Below are 4290 nucleotides of genomic sequence, written 5' to 3' on the forward strand. Positions count from 1 at the left end.
CGCTGTAAGAGCGAAACCATAGGTGGCCGTTACCTAAATAACGGATATACACCCATACCAAAAGAGTATCAAACCATACCAACCCGATATTAGACGAAAGCAAACACGCCAGAGGAAACTACCCACAATTACAAAAATACCTAAAGAGTATAAAAAAATGCCCACCCACTCCTCCTGGATCGTGCTGTCCATCACTGGCATTTACATGCTGAGCCTGGCACTGATCAGCTACGGCGTTCGCCGTCATTCCCGCAGCGCCAACAACTACACCACCGGCGGTGGCCACTTCCCGGCGTTCCTGATCGGCTTCCTGATGCTCTCGGAATTTATCGGCACCGCAGTCAGCATCGGCACCGCCCAAACCGGTTTCAAGGTAGGCATCTCCGCCGCCTGGAACCTGTTCGCCCTGGCCCTCGGCTTCGTACTCTTCGCCTGGCTACTGGCCCGCAAGTACAAGGACCTGGGCGACAACACCATCTCCGGCGTACTCGCGCGCAACTACGGCCAACGCACTCGCTTCGCCACATCGATCATCACCATCTTTGCCCTGGAAATCGTCGCCGTCTCGATCTACGCCAGCGGCGGCGCCGTATTAGCCAGCGTAATGCAAGTGGACCGAACCCTGGCGATCGTGATCGTCGGCGTGGTCTCGGTGGCGTACGTCAGCATCGGCGGCATGCGCTCGGTGATCTACACCAACTTCGTCCACGCCGCTTTGAAATACCTCGGCGTCGGCCTGGCCCTGTGGTTCGGCTTGAAGCAAGTGGGCGGCATCGGCCAGTTGCAGGCGCAATTGCCGGCCAGCATGTTTGACTGGACCACCGTCGGCTGGGGCCAGATCATCGCCTGGATGATCGCCGGTATCGGCTCGATCTTCTCTACCCAATACGTGATCCAGGCGGTAAACACCGTCAGCCATGCGGGCAAGGCCCAGCGGGCGTGTTTCTACGTGGCGGTGCTGATGGTGCCGTTCGGCATCGGCGCGGCATTGATCGGGATGTGCAGCGCCGTGCTGTTCCCCAATGTCGATTCGCTGCAAGCCTTCCCGACCCTGATCGCCAGCATGGACCAACTGACTGCCGGGCTGGTAGTCGCGGGCTTGGCCGGCTCGCTGTTCGGCACCATCTCGGCAGTGAGCATGGGCTCGGCGACGTTGTTGCTGCGGGACTTCTACGAGCCGTGGTTCAACCCGGAAAAAAGCGACGCCAAGTCCCTGCGCTTCGTGCGCCTGGCGACCATCGCCGTCGGCCTGTTGCCGATTGCCCTGGCGCTGACGTCGGACAAGGTGCTGATGATCGCCTTCCTCGGCAAGGCATTGCGCGCGTCCCTGGCGGTGCTGGTGTTGATGGTGTTCTACGCACCGAAATTCGGCACGGCGACGGGTGCGTTCCTGAGCATCATTGCCTCGTTGCTGGCGACAGTGGGCTGGTTTCTCGCCGGTAATCCGTGGGGCATCGACAACGCTTACATCGCCTTGTTTACGCCGCTGATCATCATGGGCATCAGCCATGTGACACGCCGCAAGACACCGGCCGAACCGCTGGTGCCGGCCACCCGCTGAGGTAGGATGGCAGCCCAACCAATAAGGAAGTTGTGAAATGCTGCCGATTCGCACCCCGTTGATCCTGCACCCCGGCTTGTCCACCGCTACCCGACGCATCTGGCTGAAGCTAGAGAACCTGCAACCTTGCGGCTCGTTCAAGTTGCGCGGGATGACCACGTTGTGTGCCTACGCGGCCAGCCAGGGCAAAACCACCGTGGTGTGCCCCTCCGGCGGCAATGCAGGGTTGGCGACGGCCTTTGCGGCGCGGGGCCTGGGATTACAGGCGCGAATCGTGGTGCCCTCCACCACCCCTGAGGCCACCCGCGTGCGCATCCGCCAGGCCGGGGCCGAGGTGGTGGTGCACGGTGATCTGTGGGATCAATCCAACGAACTGGCCCTGCAACTCGCCGAAGCACCGGACGCGTTGTATGTGCCGGCCTTTGATCACCCGTTGTTGTGGGAAGGTCACAGCAGCATGATCGACGAGATTCTCGAAGACTGCCCTCAGGTCGGCGCCATCGTGACGTCGGTGGGTGGCGGTGGATTACTCGCGGGTGTGCTGACGGGTCTGGAGCGCCATGGGCGATTCGACTGCAAAGTGATTGCGTGCGAAACGGCGGGCGCGGCTTCGTTTGCGGCCGCAGTGGAAGCTGGAAAACCGGTGCGCCTGGCGAAGATCGATACCGTGGCCAAATCGTTGGCCGCCACCCAAGTGGCGGCGTGGCCGGTTGAACATATCGGCAGGTTTGCCCATCAGTGCGTGGTGTTGAGCGATGCCGACGCGATGATGGGCGTGGCGCGGTATGCCGATGATCTCAGGCAGTTGGTGGAACCGGCGTGCGGCGTTTCGTTGGCCGTGGCTTATCTGGAGCATGGGGCGATTGCCGGGGTTGAGGATGTGGTGGTGATTGTGTGTGGCGGGGTAAGTATCAGCGCGGAATCCGTCGGGCAGTGGCAGAAAACGATTTCTTGACGGGGGTAACCGGCGAAAAACGCAGGTGAGTGGCTGATCCGTATTAATGACCCGGGTCTGAGTCTGTATTGTTCTGCCCATACTTCCTACAGTGCCGCCCACTTGGAACCGTGGGAGGACTAAGCATGCAACCACCATCAACCGCACAGGCCTACAACTATAAGGTCGTGCGTCAGTTCGTCATTGCAACCATCGTTTGGGGCGTGGTCGGCATGGCCATGGGCGTGTGGATCGCCTCGCAACTGGTCTGGCCGGAAATGAACCTCGACCTGCCCTGGACCACCTTCGGCCGCCTGCGCCCGCTGCACACCAGCCTGGTGATTTTCGGCTTTGCCGGCAGTGCGCAATTCGCCGCCAGCTACTACGCAGTACAGCGCACCTGCCAGGTACGGCTGTACTCGGACAAGCTTGCCGCCTTCACCTTCTGGGGCTGGCAGTCGGTGATCGTGATCATGTTGGTCAGCCTGCCGCTGGGCTACACCACCACCAAGGAATACGCCGAAATCGAGTTCACCGGCGCGGTGTGGATGACCGTGGTATGGGTGGCCTATGCCATCGTGTTTTTCACCACCGTAGTACAGCGCAAAACCCAGCATATCTATGTCGGCAACTGGTTTTTCGGTGCGTTCATCGTGGTGATCGCGATGCTGCACGTGGTCAATCACCTATCGATCCCGGTGGACTGGTTCAAGTCCTACCCGGTGTATTCCGGCGCCACCGACGCCATGGTGCAGTGGTGGTACGGGCACAACGCGGTCGGCTTCTTCCTGACTACTGGTTTTCTGGGGATGATGTATTACTTCGTGCCCAAGCAAGTCGGGCGGCCGGTGTATTCCTATCGCCTGTCCATCGTGCACTTCTGGGCGCTGATCACCCTGTACATCTGGGCCGGCCCGCACCACCTGCACTACACCGCGCTGCCGGACTGGGCGCAGTCCCTGGGCATGGCGATGTCGCTGATCCTGCTGGCGCCCAGCTGGGGCGGGATGATCAACGGCATGATGACGCTTTCCGGGGCCTGGCATAAATTGCGCACCGACCCGATCCTGCGCTTCCTGGTGCTGTCGCTGGCGTTCTACGGCATGTCGACGTTTGAAGGGCCGATGATGGCGATCAAGACCGTCAACGCCCTGTCCCACTACACCGACTGGACCATCGGCCACGTCCACGCCGGCGCCCTGGGCTGGGTGGCGATGATCACGTTTGGCTCGCTGTACCACATGATCCCGAAAATCTTCGGGCGCGCGCAGATGCACAGCGTGGGGCTGATCAATATGCACTTCTGGCTGGCGACCATCGGCACGGTGCTGTACATCGCGTCGATGTGGGTCAACGGCATCACGCAGGGCTTGATGTGGCGGGCGGTGAACGATGACGGCACCCTCACCTACTCCTTTGTGGAAGCCTTGCAGGCCAGCCATCCGGGGTTTGTGGTGCGCTTTGTCGGCGGGGTGTTCTTCCTCAGCGGCATGTTGCTGATGGCGTACAACACTTGGCGCACGGTGCGCGTGGCGGACCTGAAGGTGGCGCAGCTTGACGCGCAGATCGCCTGATGTGGGAGATAGCGCTGAACCTGGCAGCGGTGATCGGCCTGTATGGCGCGGTGGAGTATTGCTTGCGGGGCCAATCGAAGGAGAGCCTGGATGAAGCCAGCCTGATGCCGTTTGCCGATGACCCGGAAGTGGCGCGGCGGGTTGAGTTGGCCACGGGCAAGCGGGTCAACGCGGTGGCGCCTGAGGAAACAAAGCAGGACTGGGGCAATATAGATATCTGA

Annotated in this window: 4 protein-coding genes; all 4 read left to right on the forward strand. The window is 61.0% G+C overall.

Annotation, left to right across the window (positions count from 1 at the left end; translation table 11 throughout):
- Positions 1-157: 157 nt before the first annotated feature.
- The 4 genes from SNL23_RS11920 to SNL23_RS11935 all read left to right on the forward strand — a co-directional run bounded on the left by SNL23_RS11920 (position 158) and on the right by SNL23_RS11935 (position 4290).
- Positions 158-1561, forward strand: a complete 1404-nt coding sequence (locus SNL23_RS11920) for a sodium:solute symporter family protein (RefSeq protein WP_318302339.1) — start codon at positions 158-160, stop codon at positions 1559-1561.
- Between the two features lie 37 nt (positions 1562-1598).
- On the forward strand, positions 1599-2516 hold the full coding sequence (locus SNL23_RS11925; protein WP_318302340.1) for a pyridoxal-phosphate dependent enzyme: 918 nt from the start codon (positions 1599-1601) through the stop codon (positions 2514-2516).
- A 125-nt stretch (positions 2517-2641) separates the two neighbouring features.
- Positions 2642-4069 carry a cytochrome-c oxidase, cbb3-type subunit I gene (gene ccoN, locus SNL23_RS11930; protein WP_167664933.1) on the forward strand — a complete coding sequence of 476 codons (1428 nt, stop codon included), beginning with the start codon at positions 2642-2644 and terminating at the stop codon, positions 4067-4069.
- The gene (locus SNL23_RS11935; RefSeq protein ID WP_167664932.1) at positions 4069-4290 is read left to right on the forward strand and encodes a cbb3-type cytochrome c oxidase subunit 3; all 222 of its coding nucleotides are present in this window, start codon (positions 4069-4071) and stop codon (positions 4288-4290) included. Before ccoN ends, SNL23_RS11935 begins: the two co-directional genes overlap by 1 nt.

The organism is Pseudomonas sp. SED1 (genome assembly GCF_034044025.1).
Taxonomy (GTDB): Bacteria; Pseudomonadota; Gammaproteobacteria; order Pseudomonadales; family Pseudomonadaceae; genus Aquipseudomonas.